The organism is Streptomyces sp. NPDC003635, from assembly GCF_053587635.1.
This window is the reverse complement of sequence record NZ_JBSFOK010000015.1, coordinates 119563-136079: the sequence shown is the minus strand read 5'-3', so window position 1 is coordinate 136079 and position 16517 is coordinate 119563. Positions and strand designations below refer to the sequence as shown.

General features: G+C 72.4%; 13 protein-coding genes and 1 tRNA gene. 12 read left to right on the top strand and 2 right to left on the bottom strand.

Features of this window, described 5'->3' with window-relative positions; genetic code table 11:
• Positions 1–98 precede the first annotated feature (98 nt).
• The 4 genes from ACWDRW_RS17000 to ACWDRW_RS16985 all read left to right on the top strand — a co-directional run bounded on the left by ACWDRW_RS17000 (position 99) and on the right by ACWDRW_RS16985 (position 2158).
• Positions 99–1463 (top strand): MFS transporter, encoded by a 1365-nt coding sequence (locus ACWDRW_RS17000; protein ID WP_451723956.1) that lies wholly within the window; start codon positions 99–101, stop codon positions 1461–1463.
• A 69-nt stretch (positions 1464–1532) separates the two neighbouring features.
• On the top strand, positions 1533–1706 hold the full coding sequence (locus tag ACWDRW_RS16995; protein ID WP_351927538.1) for a hypothetical protein: 174 nt from the start codon (positions 1533–1535) through the stop codon (positions 1704–1706).
• A gap of 3 nt (positions 1707–1709) precedes the next feature.
• Positions 1710–1943 (top strand): hypothetical protein, encoded by a 234-nt coding sequence (locus tag ACWDRW_RS16990; RefSeq protein ID WP_003976229.1) that lies wholly within the window; start codon positions 1710–1712, stop codon positions 1941–1943.
• Between the two features lie 142 nt (positions 1944–2085).
• Positions 2086–2158: transfer RNA gene (locus tag ACWDRW_RS16985), tRNA-Ala, on the top strand.
• Between the two features lie 123 nt (positions 2159–2281).
• On the opposite strand, the gene ACWDRW_RS16980 is transcribed toward ACWDRW_RS16985, so the two are convergent.
• Both ACWDRW_RS16980 and ACWDRW_RS16975 read right to left on the bottom strand, forming a co-directional pair.
• Positions 2282–3892, bottom strand: coding sequence for an NADH-ubiquinone oxidoreductase-F iron-sulfur binding region domain-containing protein (locus tag ACWDRW_RS16980; protein ID WP_451723907.1), 1611 nt, complete (start codon positions 3890–3892; stop codon positions 2282–2284).
• Complete coding sequence (locus tag ACWDRW_RS16975; protein ID WP_451723905.1) at positions 3889–5160, bottom strand: cytochrome b/b6 domain-containing protein; 1272 nt, start codon at positions 5158–5160, stop codon at positions 3889–3891. Before ACWDRW_RS16975 ends, ACWDRW_RS16980 begins: the two co-directional genes overlap by 4 nt.
• 436 nt (positions 5161–5596) lie before the next feature.
• Between ACWDRW_RS16975 and leuS the strand changes: the two genes are divergently transcribed.
• The 8 genes from leuS to holA all read left to right on the top strand — a co-directional run bounded on the left by leuS (position 5597) and on the right by holA (position 16431).
• Positions 5597–8473 (top strand): leucine--tRNA ligase, encoded by a 2877-nt coding sequence (gene leuS, locus ACWDRW_RS16970; RefSeq protein ID WP_451723903.1) that lies wholly within the window; start codon positions 5597–5599, stop codon positions 8471–8473.
• Between the two features lie 213 nt (positions 8474–8686).
• The gene (locus tag ACWDRW_RS16965; protein WP_451723900.1) at positions 8687–9442 is read left to right on the top strand and encodes a hypothetical protein; all 756 of its coding nucleotides are present in this window, start codon (positions 8687–8689) and stop codon (positions 9440–9442) included.
• 68 nt (positions 9443–9510) lie between these two features.
• Positions 9511–10356, top strand: a complete 846-nt coding sequence (locus ACWDRW_RS16960; RefSeq protein WP_451723898.1) for a DegV family protein — start codon at positions 9511–9513, stop codon at positions 10354–10356.
• A 165-nt stretch (positions 10357–10521) separates the two neighbouring features.
• Positions 10522–11571, top strand: a complete 1050-nt coding sequence (locus tag ACWDRW_RS16955) for a helix-hairpin-helix domain-containing protein (RefSeq protein ID WP_451723897.1) — start codon at positions 10522–10524, stop codon at positions 11569–11571.
• Positions 11568–14033 (top strand): ComEC/Rec2 family competence protein, encoded by a 2466-nt coding sequence (locus tag ACWDRW_RS16950; protein ID WP_451723895.1) that lies wholly within the window; start codon positions 11568–11570, stop codon positions 14031–14033. The genes ACWDRW_RS16955 and ACWDRW_RS16950 overlap by 4 nt, the downstream gene beginning before the upstream one ends.
• Before the next feature lie 4 nt (positions 14034–14037).
• A complete protein-coding gene (locus tag ACWDRW_RS16945; RefSeq protein ID WP_451723894.1) occupies positions 14038–14892 on the top strand; it encodes an arylamine N-acetyltransferase family protein in 855 nt (284 codons plus the stop codon).
• A 37-nt stretch (positions 14893–14929) separates the two neighbouring features.
• Complete coding sequence (locus tag ACWDRW_RS16940; RefSeq protein ID WP_451723892.1) at positions 14930–15175, top strand: hypothetical protein; 246 nt, start codon at positions 14930–14932, stop codon at positions 15173–15175.
• A gap of 269 nt (positions 15176–15444) precedes the next feature.
• Positions 15445–16431: a DNA polymerase III subunit delta gene (gene holA, locus ACWDRW_RS16935; protein WP_451723890.1), complete on the top strand. Its 987-nt coding sequence runs from the start codon at positions 15445–15447 to the stop codon at positions 16429–16431.
• The last annotated feature ends 86 nt before the right edge of the window (positions 16432–16517 follow it).

Here is a 16517-nt window from a genome sequence, read left to right as displayed (position 1 = left end):
CCACACCCCGGACGGGACCGGCTCCCGCACCCGGCTCAAGTCCTGCGACCAGTGAAGCACCCGCCACTGACAACCGGCCCCGGCTGCTGCTCGCGGTGCTGCTCGGCGCCCAGTTCATGGCGCTGCTCGACGTGTTCATCGTGAACGTCGCCGCCCCCACCCTCGGCCGCGAACTCCAGGCGTCCGGCGCCGACTTGCAGCTCATCGTCGCCGGATACGCCATCACCTACTCGGTGTTGCTGATCACCGGCGCCCGGCTCGGCGAACGCCTGGGTCACAGCAGGGTCTACCTCTGCGGACTCGCCCTGTTCACCGCCGCCTCGCTCGCCTGCGGTCTGGCGCAGGGTGTCACCGAGCTGATCGTCTTCCGCCTGGCGCAGGGCGGCGGCTCGGCGCTGATGATCCCTCAGGTGCTCAGCCTCATCCAGCGCACCTTCACCGGTGCGGCCCGGGCGCGGGCGCTCGGTGCGTACGCGGCGGTCCTCGCGACCGGGGCCGCGGCCGGTCAGGTGCTCGGTGGCGCCCTGGTCGCCGCCGACCTGTTCGGCACCGGCTGGCGGCCGGTCTTCCTGGTCAACGTGCCGGTCGGCGCCGTACTGCTGGTCCTCGGCCGGCGCATGCTGCCGCGGGACGCGGCGGGGCGGCCCGCGGCGGTGCGGGGTCTCGACCTGCCGGGTCTGGTGCTGCTGGGGGCGGCCGTGTCGCTGTTCACGGTGCCGCTGGTGCTCGGGCAGGAGCAGGACTGGCCGCTGTGGTCCTGGCTGTCGCTGACGGGGTCCGCGGTGGTGTTCGCGCTGTTCTGCGCGTACGAGTCCCGCCTCGCCCGGCGCGGCGGCAGTCCGTTGATCGCTCCCCGGGTGCTGCGCCACCCCGGCATGGGCCTGGCAGCCTTCCGCATCCTGGCGGTGATGGCCGTCAACGGCGGATTCCTGTTCGCGCTGACCCTGCACCTCCAGGGCGGGCTCGGCCACAGCGCGCTGCGGACGGGGCTGACCTTCGCGCCGACCGCCGTCGTCTTCGGCCTGGTGGGCCTGACCTGGCGCAGGTGGCCCGCCTCCTGGCAGCGCGCTCTCGTCCCGGCCGGCTTCTTCCTGACCGCGCTGTCCCTGGCGGGCGTGGCCCTCGCGCTGGACGGCGGCGGCGACGGTGGAGTGCCGGTGCACCTCGCGTACGGCGGGGTGGGGGCCGGTCTCGCGCTCGGCTTCAGCCCGACCCTCACCGGCGCGCTCGCCACCGTGCGGCCGAAGGACGCGGCGGACGCCAGCGGGCTGCTCGCCACGGTCACCCAGCTCGGGCAGCTGACCGGGGTCGCGGTGTTCGGCACACTGTTCCTGAGCCGCTTTGAGTCACTCGGGGGCTCTGAGGCGTATACCTCTGCGGAGGCGCTCTTCACGTGCCTGTTCGCGCTGGCCGGCACCGCCGCGGTGGGTGCCGTGTCCGGACTGGTACTGAGGCGTCGCTGACCGTATTGGCCCGGCCGTGGCAGAATCAAACGGCCGGAAGGGGGCGCGGCCCGACGGGAGGGAGCAGTGATGCCTGCGAGCATCCTCGGAGAGGTCGGCCACCTCTCCGACGCAAGCTGGACACGGGACACGGTCACCCGCCTCAGCTGCCCTTCCTGCGGCTCCGTCCATGTCGCCCAGGTTCTCGGCGACAACGGCGGAATTTCCTACGTGTGCACGGCCTGCGGCCACAGCTGGAGCTGATCGATGGGTGCGCACAGGCGAAAGTGCGATTGGTGCGGCAGCGGTACGCCGATCGTCCGGGACATGGAACCGGTGAATCCGGACTACCAGTACTGGTGCGAGGAATGCGCGCGGGCGCTGATCATAAAAGGCGACCCGATCGAGACGTACCGTGAGCTGGAGGGCGAGCCGATCTACGGCCGGCTCCTCGAAGAGCACTGCACGCTCAAGCGGTTCTACTCCTTCGTCACGGCCTGAGGCCGGGCGAGGTTTCGGGAAACGGACATAAGTGCCCGTATCGACCCGGAACGGAAACGAATTGGTGGTGCACCGGGGGGACCGTGTAATGTTGGCGTCGCCGCCGGGGAAACCGACAGGAAACCCGGGCGGACCAAAGCAAGGGGCTATAGCTCAGTTGGTAGAGCGCCTGCATGGCATGCAGGAGGTCAGGAGTTCAATTCTCCTTAGCTCCACAGTGAGATCCCGCCGGGTCGTCAAGATCCGGCGGGATCTTTTGCGTTCAGGGTGCGTTCGTGTGTGCGCGGATCACATGACGTGAGGGCCGCCCGTGGTGGGCGGCCCTGTGGGTCGTCGCGTCAGCGGCCCAGGGCGCGACGGCCGCGGCCCTGGGAGAGCACCGGGAGGTTGTTGCGGGCGGGGGCCCGCTCCGTCTGGTCCTCCAGGCGCAGGGCGAGCGCCGGGCAGCGGCGGACCGCGCGGAGGGCCTTCGCCTCCGCGTAGCGCGGGACTTGGGCCTGTGCGACGGTGGGGAAGCCGTCGGCGCCGAGTTCGAACACCTCCGGGAGGATGTCGGCGCACAGGCCGTGGCCCCGGCACAGCGTCCAGTCGACGTAGATCTTCTGGCGGCTGGGGCCGTTCTCCTCGGACTCTCCGCCGCCGGGGATGCCCGTCGGGGCCCTGCCTCCCTCGAAGAGCGGCAGGACGCCCTCCACGCGCCGTCCGCAGCCGTTTCCGAGGACATGCGCGGCCAGGTCGTCGGTGAACGCCTTGATGGTCGACTCCAAGAACATCGCCGAGCCGTCCGGGTGCGAACACGCCCCGCGCCGCTTCACGTTCTTCGCGACCTGCTTGAGCGCCTCCAGGGCCGCGGGGCCACCGCCGTTGAGGATGTCCTCCAGGCCGCGTGCCGCGGCCGGCAGTCCCAGGTAGCAGGGGCCGCACTGGCCCGCGCTCTCCTCGGCCAGCCACTGGGCGACGCGCAGGGACTCACCGAGCGGGCAGGTGTCCTGGCTGATCGGCAGGATCGCGCCGGCGCCGAGCGAACCCCCCGCGGCGTCCAGGGAGTTGCGCGAGACGATCGCCTCGTTGACCGTCGCCGCGTCGATCCACTTGCCGTGATAGCCGCCGGTGAGCACGCCCTGCGGGACCGGCGGGGCGCCGGCGAGCTGGAGGACGTAGCGCAGCGGGACGCCCGTGGGGACCTCGATCACCATGGGCCGTGCGACCGCCCCGGACACCGTGAGCATGACGGTGCCCGGCTCGTCGTACAGGCCGGTGTTGCCGTAGCGCTCCGGGCCGATGCGGGCGGCGATGGCCAGTTGGGCGAAGGTCTCGGCGTTCGACAGGAGCGTCGGGGCGCCGCCGACGCCGCTCTTGGAGGCGCTGATCTTGCGGCCGGGCGGGATCGCCGGGCCGCCGTCGATGGACCGGATCAGCGAGGCCGCCGCTCCGGTCACCATCCGTACGGGATTGCGTTGCACCCGCGCGCGGAGGGCCGACCGGCGGCCGTTGCTGAGGCCGCGTTCGGCGAGCGCGGCCTCCATGGAGCGCTGGGTGGACTCCCGGGTGACCCCCACCACGAGCGTGCGGGCGCCGAGGGCCTCGGCGCACAGCAGCGCGCCGTCCAGGATGAGGTGCGGGGCACGGTTGATGAGCACCGTGTCCTTGCGGCAGGCCGGTTCGTCCTCGCTGCCGTTGACGACGACGACCGGCCGGACACCGCGCTTGATCGCCGATTCGGCGACCGAGCGCAGCTTCTTGTGGAAGGGGAAGCCCGCGCCGCCGCGGCCCTTCAGATTGATGCGCTCGGCGAGCTGCGCGAGCTGCTCGCCGCCCATCGGTTCGAGCGGCCCGTGCACCTTGAGGTGCATGGGCAGATCGAGTCTTTCGACAAGGTCGAAGCCCGACGTGAGCTGGGGAAGACCGACCACGCGGACTTCTGGTACGTCGGGCAGGGCCTCGTTCACCTATAGCCTCCGGAAGGCATGTTCCAAGGTTCGCCCGAACCCGGTGCGTCGAAGGACTCACCGGGGGGTGGTTCATTGGCGGGACCGCTGTTGTACGTGTCGTTGGGGTTGTACGTGCCGTAGAGGGTGTTCGACTCACCGGTGTCGTACACATCACTCCCGCCGTACCCGCCGACGCCCGAATTGCCGTACGTCGGGATGTTGTATCCCGTGTCGGTGAGGGGGTCGTAGGCCGACGGGGGCGCCTCGCCGACGGGCGGGGGCGAGGGGATCGGCCAGCTTCCGGAGGTGCTGCCGCCGCTGTCCATGAGCGGGATCGCCTCGGTGGGCTGCAGGTCCAGCGGCAGGTCCAGCGGGAGGTCCAGTGGCAGGTCCATCCGGGCGGTCTGGTCGGCGGCGAACGACTGCTGAGGGCGCGGGGGCGTGGACACCGCACGGTAGGCGGCGGCGAAACCGTTCGCCGGTTCGGCGACGGGCGGCGCGGTGCGCTGGGACTCGTAGCCGGGGAGCGCGCCCGTGGACGCGGTCTCGGCGACCCTGGCCCGGCTGGCGTCCAGTTCCTCGCGGGCCGAGCGCTCCTCGGTGGTCCCCAGGATCTCGGCGATCTTGTCGGCGATCTGGCGCTTGACCGGGCGGGGCGCCGCCCGCAGCGCCAGGGCGACACCGACGCCGACCAGGCACATGCAGTACATGATCACGAAGATCGGCTTGGCCTGGCGGCCGGCGAGCAGGCCGTGCACCAGCGCCGCGCACCAGGCCGGGTAGGCCAGCATGTGCATGGCCCGCCAGCGCGCCGCCACCGGCGCGGGGGAGGCGAAGGCGCCGCGCAGGGCGCCGGTGATGCCCACGAAGATCATGAGCAGACCGGCCAGGGAGCCGAGGCCGATCAGGCCCTCGGGGCCGGTGAAGCCGAGCGAGAAGGGGATCACTGCGGCGATCAGCTCGGTGTGGCTAAGCGCGATCTTGGTCGTGATGTGCAGCAGCAGGAAGGCGATCGCGGCGACCGCGGTCGTGCGGTGCACGGCCTGGCCGATGATGCGCTGGCGCGTGTTCAGGAAGATCCGGTCCTGGGCCACCAGGCCCCAGATCACCGAGCAGCTGAGCGAGACGAGGGACAGGACACCTGCGCCGAAGTTCAGGAACTCACGGAACCGGTCACCTCCGACCACCACGGCCACGGGTATGAGGAGCAGAAAGACAGCCGACGCCGCCCCATAGGCCGAGCGGCCCGGCCGGGGGAGCGAGCTGGTACTACGTCGAGGGTTCATGGGGGCAACTCCGAGCAGTTCGGGAAAGCGGTCCCGTGCCGCACTCTAAGTGGCTCCCAACCGACCAGTAGGCCATTTGAGTTATTGCGTTGTTATCAATGAGCCATGCGAGGCCTGTGTTGTCCTGCTAGGGGCCCTTACGCCGGGTAATAATTGAACCTTGTTCAGCTTTTCTGAATCTTCACAAGTGGTTCGAGGGTGTCCGCGCGGGGGTCCCGACCGGGCCGAAAGCCCGTCGCGACCCGCTCGACGGCTGCGGTACCCTGACGCCATGCGTGCCGTACGCCTTCTGCTTAGCGAGCCGCGCTGATCAGCACCGGCCACCGTCGGATCGAGTGGCCGGAATCGGCGCGGCGTCCCCTCCTGTGCGAGGGGCTTTTTCATTTGCCGAACGTGACAGCCGCTGGCAGAGACGATCGATGGAGCTTTGAGGATCATGAGCGAGACGAACCCCGCTGCCGCTGCTGAGGTGGCCGCGCCGCACCGCTACACGGCCGCCATGGCCGCGGAGATCGAGGCACGCTGGCAGGACTTCTGGGACGCCGACGGCACCTATGCGGCGCCGAACCCGAGCGGCGACCTGGCGGGGGACCCGGCGCTGGTCGCCAAGCCCAAGAAGTTCATCATGGACATGTTCCCGTACCCCTCGGGTGCGGGCCTGCACGTCGGTCACCCCTTGGGCTACATCGCCACCGATGTATTCGCCCGGTTCCAGCGGATGACGGGCCACAACGTCCTGCACACCCTGGGCTTCGACGCCTTCGGCCTGCCCGCCGAGCAGTACGCCGTGCAGACCGGCACGCACCCGCGCGTGTCCACCGAGTCGAACATCGAGAACATGAAGGCGCAGCTGCGCCGACTGGGCCTGGGCCACGACAAGCGCCGGTCGTTCGCCACGATCGACCCGGACTACTACAAGTGGACCCAGTGGATCTTCCTGCAGATCTTCAACTCCTGGTACGACGAGGAGGCTCGCCGGGCCCGTCCGATCGCGGACCTGATCGCCCAGTTCGACAGCGGTGAGCGCGCGGTCTCCGGCGGGCGTTCCTGGAGCGAGCTGAGCGCCGCCGAGCGCGCCGACGTCCTGGGCGAGTACCGCCTGGCCTACGCCTCCGACGCGCCGGTCAACTGGTGTCCGGGGCTGGGCACCGTGCTGGCCAACGAGGAGGTCACCGCCGACGGCCGTTCCGAGCGCGGCAACTTCCCCGTCTTCAAGGCCAAGCTGCGCCAGTGGAACATGCGCATCACGGCCTACGCCGACCGGCTGCTGGACGACCTGGAGGAGCTGGACTGGCCCGAGGCCATCAAGCTGCAGCAGCGTAACTGGATCGGCCGCTCCGAGGGCGCCCGCGTCGACTTCCCCGTGGACGGCGAGCGCATCACCGTCTTCACCACCCGCCCGGACACCCTGTTCGGCGCGAGCTACATGGTGCTGGCCCCGGAGCACCCGCTGGTCGAGAAGTTCACGCCGCAGGAGTGGCCCGAGGGCACGCACGACGTGTGGACCGGCGGTCACGCCACCCCGGTCGAGGCCGTAGCCGCCTACCGCGCGCAGGCCGCCGCCAAGTCCGACGTGGAGCGCCAGGCCGACGCCAAGGACAAGACGGGCGTCTTCATCGGCACGTACGCCACCAACCCGGTCAACGGCGAGCGGATCCCGGTCTTCATCGCCGACTACGTCCTGATGGGCTACGGCACCGGCGCGATCATGGCCGTACCGGGCCACGACAGCCGTGACTTCGCGTTCGCGCGCGCCTTCGAGCTGCCGATCCGCTGTGTCGTGGAGCCGACCGACGGCCGCGGCACGGACCCGTCGGCCTGGGGCGACGCCTTCGTCTCCTACGACGCCAAGATCATGAACTCCTCCGGCGCGGACGTCTCCCTGGACGGCCTGGGCGTGGTCGACGCCAAGGCGCGCATCACCGAGTGGCTGGAGCGGACCGGCACCGGCCAGGGCACCGTCAACTTCCGGCTGCGCGACTGGCTGTTCAGCCGCCAGCGGTACTGGGGCGAGCCCTTCCCGATCGTCTACGACGAGGACGGCACCGCGCACGCCCTGCCCGAGTCGATGCTGCCGCTGGAGCTGCCCGAGGTCGAGGACTACTCCCCGCGCACCTTCGACCCGGACGACGCCGACACCCAGCCCGAGACCCCCCTGTCGCGCAACGAGGAGTGGGTCAACGTCACGCTGGACCTGGGCGACGGACGCGGTCCCCGCCCGTATCGCCGCGAGACCAACACCATGCCCAACTGGGCGGGTTCCTGCTGGTACGAGCTGCGCTACCTGGACCCGCACAACTCCGAGCGGCTGGTCGACCCGGAGATCGAGCGGTACTGGATGGGCCCGCGCGAGGGACAGCCGCACGGCGGTGTCGACCTGTACGTCGGCGGCGCCGAGCACGCCGTGCTGCACCTGCTGTACGCGCGCTTCTGGTCCAAGGTCCTGTTCGACCTGGGACACATCTCGTCGGCCGAGCCGTTCCACAAGCTGTTCAACCAGGGCATGATCCAGGCGTACGTCTACCGGGACGCGCGCGGGATCGCCGTACCGGCCGCCGAGGTGGAGGAGCGCGAGGGCGCGTACTACTACCAGGGCGAGCAGGTCTCCCGGCTGCTGGGCAAGATGGGCAAGTCCCTGAAGAACGCGGTCACTCCGGACGAGATCTGCGCCGAGTACGGCGCGGACACGCTGCGCCTGTACGAGATGGCGATGGGCCCGCTGGACGTGTCCCGCCCGTGGGACACCCGCGCGGTGGTGGGCCAGTTCAGGCTGCTGCAGCGGCTGTGGCGCAACGTCGTCGACGAGACGACCGGCGAGGTCACCGTCGTCGACGCCGAGCCCGACGAGGACACTCTGCGGGCGCTGCACAAGGCGATCGACGGGGTGCGCGGCGACCTGGAGGGCATGCGCTTCAACACCGCCATCGCCAAGGTCACCGAACTGAACAACCACCTGACCAAGGCGGGCGGCGCGGTGTCGCGCCCGGTCGCCGAGGCGCTGGTGCTGCTGGTCGCCCCGCTGGCCCCGCACATCGCCGAGGAGCTGTGGCGCCGGCTGGGCCACGAGGACTCCGTGGTGCACCGGGACTTCCCGGTGGCCGACCCGGCATACGTCGTGGACGAGACGGTGACCTGCGTCGTCCAGATCAAGGGCAAGGTCAAGGCCCGGCTGGAGGTCTCGCCCGCCATCTCCGAGGACGAGCTGGAGAAGGTGGCGCTGGCCGACGACAAGGTCGTGGCGGCGCTGGACGGGGCGGGGATCCGCAAGGTGATCGTGCGGGCCCCGAAGCTGGTGAACATCGTCACGGCGTAGCCTCCGGTCCGTCTTCCCGGCGTAGCCCCCGGGGCGTCTTCCCGGCCCAGCCCCCGGTTCGTCTTCCTGGCGGGGCTTCGGGTGCGCTGGGGCAGACCCCTACGGGATACCTGCGGGCAGGTTCGGGGTTCCTCTGGAACTCCGGGCCTGCCCGCTGCGTTTACCGTGGAGAGCAGCGCGGCGCATGCTGTCGCGGAATCGAGGAGGAGCGTTGTGGAAGCAGTGATCGCGATCGTGGCCCTGCTCTTCGTGCTCCTCGTGGTGCTCGGCGCCTACGCCACGGTGAAGGCGGTCGGCGCCGCCAAACGCGGTGTGGACCGCACGATCACCCAGGCCCGCCGCACGGTCGAGGACCACACCCTGCGCGCCAAGTCCTTCGCCCAGCCCGGCCCGGTGGGCGAGCTGGCCCAACTGCGGCTGAAGCTGCGCACCTCGATGCGCGCCACTCAGGAGGCGCTGCGCGCGGGGGTGGCCGAGGACGAGTCGCTGAAGGAGTCCCTCGGCCTCTTCGAGCGGCTCAGCGCCCATGGCCACGAACTCGACGGCGAACTGCGGCGCCTGGAGAGCGAACCGGACCGGACGACCCTCGCCGAGCGGCTGCCCGGCCTGCGCGAGCGCACCGAGCGCATCGTCGCGTCGGCGGACTCCCTGCGCTGGGCGGCCCGGGACCGGGCCCGCCGGTTCGCGGACGACGACCTGGACTCGCTGAGCGCGCAGATCGACGTGGAGGCCGGGGCGCTGCGGCACTGGACGACCGAGGAGACGCCCGGCGCGACGGCCGGGCCCGCCGCCGCCCCTCCGCCGTGGCCCGAGGCCCCGTCCCCCGAGGCGCCGAGCGCCCAGCAGACCTGGCCGGACACCCCCGAGCGCAGGACGGCCGAGGAGCCGACCAGAGCCGCCATCACCCCGCCGGACCCGCGTCAGGTCTACCCGTGGCAGAAGAAGCCCCGCCCCGAGAGCACGACTTGATCCGTACCGGCTCCGGGTGACAGGGGCCGGGCTGCCGCCCGGGCGCTACGCCAGGTAACCTCCAGCTCATGTCCCGCCATGTCGCGATCGTCACCGATTCAACGGCCTACCTGCCGCCGCGGACGATGGAGCGCCACGGCATCACAGCGGTGCCCCTGACCGTGGTCCTCGGTGACCAGGCGCTGGAGGAGGGCACCGAGATCTCGACCCGCTCCCTGGCCCAGGCACTGCAGAAGCGGCGCTCCGTGACGACCTCGCGCCCCAGCCCCGAGCAGTTCGCCGAGACCTACCGCAGGGTCGCGGAGTCCGGCGCCACCGGCATCGTCTCGCTGCATCTGTCCGCCGAGCTCTCCGGCACGTACGACGCGGCGGTCCTCGCCGCCCGTGAGGCGCCGGTGCCGGTGCGGGTGGTGGACACCGGGATGATCGCGATGGCACTCGGCTTCTGCGCGCTCGCGGCGGCGGAGGTCGCGGAGACGGGCGGCACGGTCGACGAGGCCGTCACGGCGGCGGAGAAGCGCGCCGCGGGCACCGCCGCCTACTTCTACGTCGACACCCTCGACTATCTGCGCCGCGGTGGCCGCATCGGAGCGGCCCAGGCCCTGCTCGGCTCGGCGCTCGCGGTGAAGCCGCTGCTGCAGCTCAACGGCGGCCGGATCGAACCGCTGGAGAAAGTGCGGACGGCGTCCAAGGCCATCGCCCGTCTGGAGGAGATCGTCGCGGACCGGGCCGGAGGCGCGCAGGTCGACGTCGCCGTGCACCACCTGGCCGCTCCCGACCGGGCGTCGGCGCTGGCGGACCGGCTGCGGACGCGGGTGCCGGGATTGGCGGACCTGCATGTGAGCGAGGTCGGGGCGGTGATCGGGGCGCACACCGGGCCGGGGCTGCTCGGGGTCGTCGTGTCGCCCCGGTGAGCTTCACGTCTGTCGACCCGGTGAGCACGGCGTCTGTCGCCTCGGTGGGATTCGCGCCCTCCCGTGCTCACTCGTGCGGGTGATGGAGTTATCCACAACCGGGCTGTTGTCCCCGGGAATTGAGCAAGATCATCGCGGAACGGCGAGGTGTTTCATCCTCGTCGCATGGCACTTCGATCACGTACTCGTTCATCCGCCGCGGCCAGTGGGCCGGGGCGCGGTCCTCGCTCCGACGTCCGCACCCGCAACCGCCGTCAGCGCCCGCCCGGCCGGGTGAGGCACCGCCATGCCCCGGCCGAGGAGCTCCGTCGGCGTGCGGAGGTGCTCTTCGGTGAACGGGCGGGGGCGGAGCGGGAGTCGGGCAATGGGCCGCCGGCTGCGTACGGGCGTCTGGAGGAGGCTGAGCCCGCGGAGGAGTTCGGGCGAGCGGAGCCGCCCGTCGCCGACGCGGGGCACCACCGACGGGCCTGGGCCGGGCTGGCGTTGCGGGAGCGGCTGCCCCTGTGGGTGCAGGCCCGGTGCGGTCTGGAGCGGCGGAGCGTGGTCGCGCTCACGGCGCTGCTCGTCCTCGCCGCCTGCTTCGCCGTACAGCACTTCTGGAGCGGGCGGACGCAGGAGGTGCGGGCGCCGGAGGTGGTCCGGGCGGCTCCCTACGGGCAGGGCGAGGCGAGCGCGGAACCGAGCGGGGGCGTGGCCGGTGCTTCCGCCGGTGAGCCGGCGGGCGGATCGACCGGTGCCGGTGCCTTGAGCGGTGCCTCGGCCGGTGCCGAGATCGTGGTGGACGTCAGCGGAAAGGTGCGCGAACCGGGGATCCATCGGCTGCCCGCGGGCTCCCGGGTCGACGACGCCCTGCGCGCCGCGGGCGGGGTACGCCCCGGCACGCGGACCGAGGGGCTCAATCGGGCGCGCTTCCTGGTCGACGGCGAGCAGGTCGTTGTCGGCGCACCCGCGTCCGCGACCGCGCCGACGCAGGGCGCAGTGCCCGGCGCCGCCGCTCCGGGCGTCGCGGGAGGGGCCTCCACCGCCCCGGTCTCCCTCAACACGGCCACGGCCGAGCAGCTCGACACCCTGCCCGGGGTCGGTCCGGTCCTCGCGCGGCACATCATCGACCACCGCACCCGGAACGGCGGTTTCCGCTCGGTGGAGGAGCTGCGCGAGGTCAACGGCATCGGCGAGCGACGCTTCGCCGACCTGCGGAATCTCGTACGGCCATGACGGGCGCCCCCGCCGCCGCGCGGCCCGAGGTGCACGTGGCCTCCGGAAAACGGCTCGGCGCCTCCCACCCGAGACAGGAAGGACCGACCGACCTGCGGCTCGTGCCCCCGGCGCTCGCGGCCTGGGCGACGGCGGCGCTGCTGCTGGACGCACCGGCCGGATGGGCCGTCGGTGTCGGGACCGGGTCCGTGGCCCTCGGGGTGGCCCTCCTGTGGGCCCGGAGGCTCGCCTGGCCGCAGGTGTCGGTGGCCGCGGTCCTGCTCTGCGTCGCCGCGGCGGCCGCCTCCGCCGGGCTGCACGGCGCCGATCTGCGGCGCGGTCCCGTGCCCGGGCTCGCCCGGCAGTACGCCACCGTGACCGCCGAGGTCGAGCTGACCTCCGATCCCCGGCTCACCCGGCCCCGGGTCCGGGGCGACCACGTGGCGCCGACCGCCGCCGTGATCGACGGGGAGGTTCGGCGGGTGGCGGCCGACGGGGAAGCGGCGGTGCTGACGCGGGCGCCGGTGCTGATGGTGGTGGAGGCGTCCGAAGGCTCACCCTGGCTCGGGCTGCTGCCGTCGACCCGGCTGCGGGTGACCGCGCGGCTGGCGCCCGCGTTGACGGGCGGCGACCGGATCGCGGCGGTGCTGCGAGTGCGGGGCGGGGCGGAGCCGAGGGTCGTGGCACCGGCCTCGGCGGCGCAGCGGGCCGCGGGGCGGTTGCGCGCCGGGCTGCGGGAGGCCACCGACGGACTGCCGGCGGACGCGCGGGCGCTGTTACCGGGACTGGTCGTCGGGGACACCTCGCGGATCACGCGGGAGCTGGACGAGGCGTTCAAGGAGACCGACCTGGCGCACACGCTCGCGGTTTCAGGGAGCAACCTCACGATCATCCTGGTGCTGCTCATCGGGCCGCCGGGCACGGCCCAGCTCGTCGAGCGCCGTGGGCTCGCGCCCCGGCTCGGGCTGTCGCTGCGGACGACCGCGCTGTGCGGCGGGGCGCTCACGCTGGCGTTCGTCGTGGTGTGCAGACCGGACCCGAGTGTGCTGCGGGCGGCGGCCTGCGGTGCCGTGGTCCTGCTCGCGCTGGCGACCGGCCGGCGCCGGTCCCTGGTGCCCGCGCTGGCGACGGCCGTTCTGCTGCTGGTGCTGTTCGACCCCTGGCTGGCCCGAAGTTACGGGTTCCTGCTGTCGGTGCTCGCCACCGGGGCGCTCCTGCTGCTCGCGCCGCGCTGGAGCGCGGGGCTGCGGCGGCGCGGGCTCGGTCCGCGGTGGGCCGAGGCGGTGGCGGCGGCGGGGGCCGCGCAGGTGGTGTGCGCGCCGGTGGTGGCGGTGCTGTCGGCGCGGGTGAGCCTGGTGGCCGTGCCGTGCAATCTGCTGGCGGAGTTCGCGCTCGCGCCGGCCACGGTGCTCGGGTTCGCGGCGCTGGCGACGGCGCCGGTGGCGATGCCGGTGGCCAAGGCGCTGGCGTGGGGCGCGAGTTGGCCGGCGGGGTGGATCGCGGACATCGCCTGGACCGGGGCGGCGCTGCCCGGCTCGGGGATCGACTGGCCGGGCAGCTGGGCCGGGGCGGGGCTGCTGCTCCTCGTCACGGTGGCCGGGCTGCTGGTCGGCCGGCGGCTGTGGCGGAACCCGTGGTGGTGCGGGGCGGCGGCGGTGCTGCTGGTGCTGGTCCTCGTGCAACCTCCGCCGCTGGTCCGGGCGATCAGCGGGTGGCCGCCGACGGGCTGGCGGATGGTCATGTGCGACGTGGGGCAGGGGGACGCGGCCGTGTTGGCGGCGGGTGAGGGCACCGGGGTGGTCGTGGACGCCGGACCCGACCCCGAGCGCGTCGACCACTGTCTGCGCGCGCTCGGCATCACCCGGATTCCACTGATCGTCCTGACCCACTTCCACGCCGACCATGTGGCGGGTCTGCCGGGGGTGCTGCGAGGTCGAGCGGTGGGGGCGATCGAGACGACCGGGCACGAGGAGCCGGTGGAGCAGGCGGAGTTCGTCCGAGGTCAGGCCGCGGCGCGGGGGATCCCGGTGACGCGGGCCGTGGCCGGGGAGCGGCGGCGGACCGGGGAGCTGTCCTGGCGGGTGCTGTGGCCGCCGCCCCGTCCGGCGCCGGAGCCGGAGGGCCCGAACGACGCCAGCGTGACACTGCTCGCGGAGGTGGCGGGGTTGCGGTTGCTGCTGCTGGGGGATCTCGAACCCCCGGCCCAGCGGGCGCTGTTGGGCTCACCGGCCGGTGGGCTGCTGGACGGGGTGGATGTGCTGAAGGTGGCCCATCATGGGTCGGCGTACCAGGATCCGGAGCTGATACGGCGGGTGGCGCCGCGGCTGGCGTTGATCTCGTGCGGGGAGAACTCGTACGGGCATCCGGCGCCCGGCACGGTGGCCGCGCTGCGGGCGCTGGGGGCGACGGTGCTGCGGACGGACGAGGACGGGGCGCTGGCCGTCGTGGGCGAGGACGGCCGGCTGCGGGTGGCGGGAGACTGAGGGCATGAATTCCACAGAGGTTGATGCCTATCTGGACCGGCTCGGTGTGAAGCACCCGGCGTGGCCCACCGTCGATGTCCTGCGCGAGCTGCATGTGCGCCATCTGCAGACCGTGCCCTTCGAGAACCTGTCGATCCACCTCGGCGAGGAGATCGTGCTGGAGGAGAAGCGGCTGCTGGACAAGTTGGTGGGGGCGCGGAGGGGAGGGTTCTGCTACGAACTGAACGGCGCGTTCGGGGCGTTGCTGGCGGCGCTGGGGTACGAGGTCACGCTGCTGGCGGGGCGGGTGTACGACGGGGAGGGGCGGCTGGGGATCCCGTACGACCACATGGCGCTGCGGGTGCGGACGGTCGACGGGGGAGAGTGGCTGGCCGACGTCGGTTTCGGGGCCCACAGTCATTTCCCGCTGGCGCTGGAGGCGCGGGGTGAGCAGGAGGATCCCGGGGGTGTGTTCCGGATCGTGGAGGCGGGGCCGGACGCGGCGGGCGTGCGGGGCGGGTACCGGGTGCCGGAGGCGGCGGACCTGGACGTCGTGATGAACGGCAGGCCGGAGTACCGGTTGGAGATGCGGCCGCGGGTGCTCGGTGACTTCGTCGCCGGGGCGTGGTGGCAGTGCACGTCGCCGGGCTCGCACTTCACGCGGTCGCTGGTGTGTTCGCGGGTGACGGAGGAGGGGGGCCGGATCACGCTGAGCGGGCGGACGTTCAAGACGACGGCGGCTGACGGGAGGCGGGAGGAGCGGCATCTCCGTACGGACGAGGAGGTGTTGACCGCGTACCGGGAGCGGTTCGGGATTGAGCTGGATCGGGTGCCGGGGGTGCGGAAGGCGGGTGCTGTACAGGTCACGCCGCAGGGGTGAGCGGCTGATGGAGGGTGCGTGGCTGGAGAATGGCCGCGTGAGTGATGTGAGACATGTGCTGGTGCTGCCTGACCGGGACGCGGCCGATGAGGTCGTGGAGGCGCTCGGGGAGCGGTTCGGGGTGGATGAGGAGCCTCGGGTGGTGCGGGACGCGTTGGCGGGGGAGGACGACGCGGAGGACGCGCAGTGGCTGGTTCTGCTGCGGGACGAGCGTGGGGTGCTGGATCCTGCGGAGCTGAACGAGTTCGTGGGGGAGTGGGATGGGTGGCGGGAGGAGCCGTAGCGGGCGAGCGCGGCGTGACTGAGGCGGGGGTCGTCTGTAGCTGGTGCGCTGGGGCTGGGACTGGGTGGGTTCCGCTCGCCCGCGCTTGCGGTGTGCCTCTCCCCAGAGGCGCGACCCAGCCCACCCGTGCCGCCCTAGAGGCGCGACCCAGCCCACCCGTGCCGCCCCCAGCCCACCCCGGTCCCGCCCCGGCGGCACGGCTGCTCGCGCTGTGCGCGCAAGCTCGGCGGCGTCCGTCGTTGTCAGTGGCCCGTGTCATCCTTGTCGCGATGGCCAGGAAATCTGCTTCCGATGATCTGCTTGCCCCGGTGACCGTTGCCGTGGGGCAGGAGGAGTTGTTGCTCGATCGGGCTGTGCAGGAGGTCGTGCGGGCAGCCAAGGCCGCCGACGCCGATACCGATGTGCGGGATCTGGCTCCCGACCAGTTGCAGCCGGGCACGCTCGCCGAGCTGACCAGTCCCTCCCTGTTCGCCGAGCGCAAGGTCGTCGTGGTGCGCAACGCCCAGGACCTGGGCGCCGACACCGTCAAGGACGTCAAGGCCTATCTCGCGGCGCCCGCCGAGGAGATCACCCTGGTGCTGCTGCACGCCGGGGGAGCCAAGGGCAAGGGCCTGCTCGACGCCGCCCGGAAGGTCGGGGCCCGAGAGGTCGCCTGCCCCAAGATGACGAAGCCCGCCGATCGGCTCGCCTTCGTCCGGCAGGAGTTCCGGGTCACCGGGCGGTCCGCCACCCCCGAGGCCTGTCAGGCGCTGGTGGACGCCATCGGGAGTGATCTGCGGGAGCTGGCGTCCGCCGTGTCGCAGCTCGTCGCCGATGTCGAGGGGACCATCGACGAAGCCGTGGTCGGGCGGTACTACACCGGGCGTGCCGAAGCCTCCAGCTTCACCGTCGCCGACCGGGCCGTCGAGGGACGGACCGCCGAGGCGCTGGAGGCGCTCCGCTGGTCCCTGGCCACCGGTGTGGCGCCCGTCCTGATCACCAGCGCTCTAGCCCAGGGCGTCCGGGCCATCGGCAAGCTCTCCTCCGCGCGCGGTGGACGCCCCGCCGATCTCGCCCGTGAGCTGGGCATGCCGCCCTGGAAGATCGACCGGGTGCGCCAGCAGATGCGCGGCTGGACCCCCGACGGAGTCGCCGTCGCCCTCCGCGCCGTCGCCGAGGCCGACGCCGGCGTCAAGGGCGGCGGGGACGACCCCGAGTACGCCCTGGAGAAGGCCGTCGTCACCATCGCGCGAGCCGCTCGGTCCCGGGGACGGTGACCGGGCACCGGCACGAGCTGCCCCGGAGGAGCTCACCGCCGCGCGGGGGCCCTCTCCAGAGGACGCCGTCCCCGTCCCGGAGGAAA

Excerpts from the sequence above, each read along its gene's own strand:
- ACWDRW_RS16975 (WP_451723905.1), bottom strand. The coding sequence starts at position 5,160 with ATGAACCCTCGACGTAGTACCAGCTCGCTCCCCCGGCCGGGCCGCTCG.
- ACWDRW_RS16990 (WP_003976229.1), top strand. The coding sequence starts at position 1,710 with ATGGGTGCGCACAGGCGAAAGTGCGATTGGTGCGGCAGCGGTACGCCG.
- ACWDRW_RS16950 (WP_451723895.1), top strand. The coding sequence starts at position 11,568 with ATGACGGGCGCCCCCGCCGCCGCGCGGCCCGAGGTGCACGTGGCCTCC.
- ACWDRW_RS16945 (WP_451723894.1), top strand. The coding sequence starts at position 14,038 with ATGAATTCCACAGAGGTTGATGCCTATCTGGACCGGCTCGGTGTGAAG.
- holA (WP_451723890.1), top strand. The coding sequence starts at position 15,445 with ATGGCCAGGAAATCTGCTTCCGATGATCTGCTTGCCCCGGTGACCGTT.
- ACWDRW_RS16995 (WP_351927538.1), top strand. The coding sequence starts at position 1,533 with ATGCCTGCGAGCATCCTCGGAGAGGTCGGCCACCTCTCCGACGCAAGC.
- leuS (WP_451723903.1), top strand. The coding sequence starts at position 5,597 with ATGAGCGAGACGAACCCCGCTGCCGCTGCTGAGGTGGCCGCGCCGCAC.
- ACWDRW_RS16960 (WP_451723898.1), top strand. The coding sequence starts at position 9,511 with ATGTCCCGCCATGTCGCGATCGTCACCGATTCAACGGCCTACCTGCCG.
- ACWDRW_RS16955 (WP_451723897.1), top strand. The coding sequence starts at position 10,522 with ATGGCACTTCGATCACGTACTCGTTCATCCGCCGCGGCCAGTGGGCCG.